Origin of the sequence: Bacteroides sp. AM54-2NS (genome assembly GCF_003602935.1) — a bacterium.
GTDB lineage: Bacteria > Bacteroidota > Bacteroidia > Bacteroidales > Bacteroidaceae > Bacteroides > Bacteroides xylanisolvens.
Genome location: NZ_QTMZ01000112.1, coordinates 1 through 2,380 on the forward strand (window position 1 = coordinate 1; position 2,380 = coordinate 2,380).

At 41.4% G+C, this 2,380-nt stretch carries 1 protein-coding gene and 1 pseudogene; both read left to right on the forward strand.

Features of this window, described 5'->3' with window-relative positions:
- Nucleotides 1-253: 253 nt before the first annotated feature.
- Entirely contained in the window at nucleotides 254-937 is a 684-nt protein-coding gene (locus tag DXA05_RS25930) for a WG repeat-containing protein (RefSeq protein ID WP_128859781.1), read from the forward strand.
- Nucleotides 938-1,067: 130 nt separating this feature from the next.
- Nucleotides 1,068-2,173, forward strand: a pseudogene (ald, locus tag DXA05_RS25935) (alanine dehydrogenase).
- Nucleotides 2,174-2,380: the final 207 nt, after the last annotated feature.

Here is a 2,380-nt window from a genome sequence, read left to right on the forward strand (position 1 = left end):
GGAGAGAGGCCGTTACGTGGCTAGCCTCAAGTGCTTTCTCTTTTATGGTGTCCTCTTCCCGCCTATCAGTCTTTATCTTAATACAACAAAGATAATAAGACTGATATTTTCCTGATAAGATGCGGAGGTAATTATTCGTCTCGCTTGACTTTTTTAAAATAAATTTCCGACCTCTTATCTATTAACTGCAAACTTAGAGCTTCTCTTGTATATATATGGTATCCGGACGCTTACCACACAAACAATAAAGGTAATGAGCAGCACTATTACAAAGTTCTTCGCTTCTTTTTTAGCTTATGGGGTAGCTAATAAGAAAAAGCGCTTCTCGGCAATTGGCCGTTTCTCCGAAGGATTGGCTCCGGTAAAAGGAAAAATCCAATGGGGATACATCAATAAAGGATATGACGTTGTCATTCCTCTAATGTACGAACGGGCTTTCTCTTTTAAAGAAGGATTAGGGATGGTAGTACTCAATTCTCAATACGGATTCATCGACCATACCGGACAAATACAGATTCCGTTTAAATACACAGCCGCTCACTCGTTTGAACAAGAATGTGCACGGGTATGCCACGATGGATTATGGGGATTGATTGACAGACAAGGAAACTACATTCTTCCACCGACTTACAGTCAAATAGAACAATTCGCGGAAGGATTAGCCCTCGTCTCACTACACAACAAAGTAGGATTCATTAACAAGAAAGGAGAAGTTGTCATTCCCCTGGAATATGATAATGGACGCTCTTTCTCTGAAGGATTGGCTGCTGTTTGTATTGAAAGTCAGTCGTCCAAGTGGGGGTATATAAACAAAGACAATGAAGAAGTACTTCCTTTTAAGTACGATATTGCAGAACCCTTTTATAACAACATAGCTCGAGTGGGTCTCTATGGAAAAAGCATGAAAATCAACAAGCAGGGCAGTGAATGTCTATAAAACAACCACTCTACGCATTTATTCATCTCAACACGCGAAGACATTCTGTTCTAAAACATCCCCTTACGAACAACAACGTAAGGGGATTTTTCGTACTTTCGAACATGTTAAATCTTTAATACGCAACATTATGATTATCGGAGTACCAAAGGAAATCAAAAACAATGAGAACCGTGTAGGCATGACACCTTCAGGAGTGGCTGAAGTGGTAAAACAAGGGCATCGGGTATTTATCCAACATACAGCGGGAATAAATAGCGGTTTTCCGGATGAAGCATATCAAGCTGTCGGCGCACATATCCTGCCAACAATAGAAGATATTTACGCCACTGCCGAGATGATCGTAAAGGTGAAAGAGCCGATAATCACTGAATATAACTTAATAAGAAAAGGACAGTTACTATTCACTTATTTCCATTTTGCTTCCGACAGGGAGTTAACCCTTGCCATGCTCTCCAACAAATCAATATGCTTGGCTTACGAAACTGTAGAAGAAGCAGACCACACATTACCTTTATTAATTCCGATGAGCGAAGTTGCCGGACGTATGTCTATTCAGGAAGGTGCCCGTTTCCTGGAAAAGCCGCAAGGTGGAAAAGGTATTCTTTTGGGAGGTGTACCAGGTGTTAAACCGGCTAAAGTATTAATTTTAGGTGGCGGAATCGTAGGTAGCAATGCTGCGCAAATGGCTGCGGGAATGGGGGCAGACGTCACTATCACAGATATAAATCTGGCACGTTTGCGCTATTTGAGTGAAACACTTCCTAAGAATGTAAAGACATTGTATGCATCCGAACTAAGAATCAGAAAAGAATTGCCGGATGTTGATTTAGTTGTCGGTTCCGTATTGATTCCCGGCGATAAAGCACCACATCTGATTACTAAAGAGATGCTTTCGATGATGCAACCCGGCACAGTATTAGTAGATGTAGCAATTGACCAGGAGGATGCTTCGAGACTTCTCACCCAACCACCCACAGTGCACCGACCTATATTGTAGACGGAATCGTTCATTATGCAGTAGCTAATATTCCGGGAGCCGTACCTTATACTTCCACTCTTGCACTGACTAATGCTACCCTCCCCTACGTGATCGCTTTATCAAATAAGGGATGGAAAAAAGCCTGCAAAGATAATCCGGCATTGGCTCTTGGACTGAATATTGTAGAAGGAAAAATCGTTTATAAAGCTGTAGCCGATGTATTTGGTTTGAAATACGAACCTGTCAGCCTATAATAAATGGGAATTTATCGGTTAAATGAGAATTTATCGGTTAGGCTGAAAGCCTTACAATTATATATTTATTGGGGTGCCCTGAAAGGGCTTAATTATATAGCGTAGGACAACGCCCTACGAAAAAAACACACCAGCCACAAGCCTGAAAGGGCGGAACTGTATACAATTATGCCCTTTCAGGCGCAAATTCAGATTGTCGTTTTTACG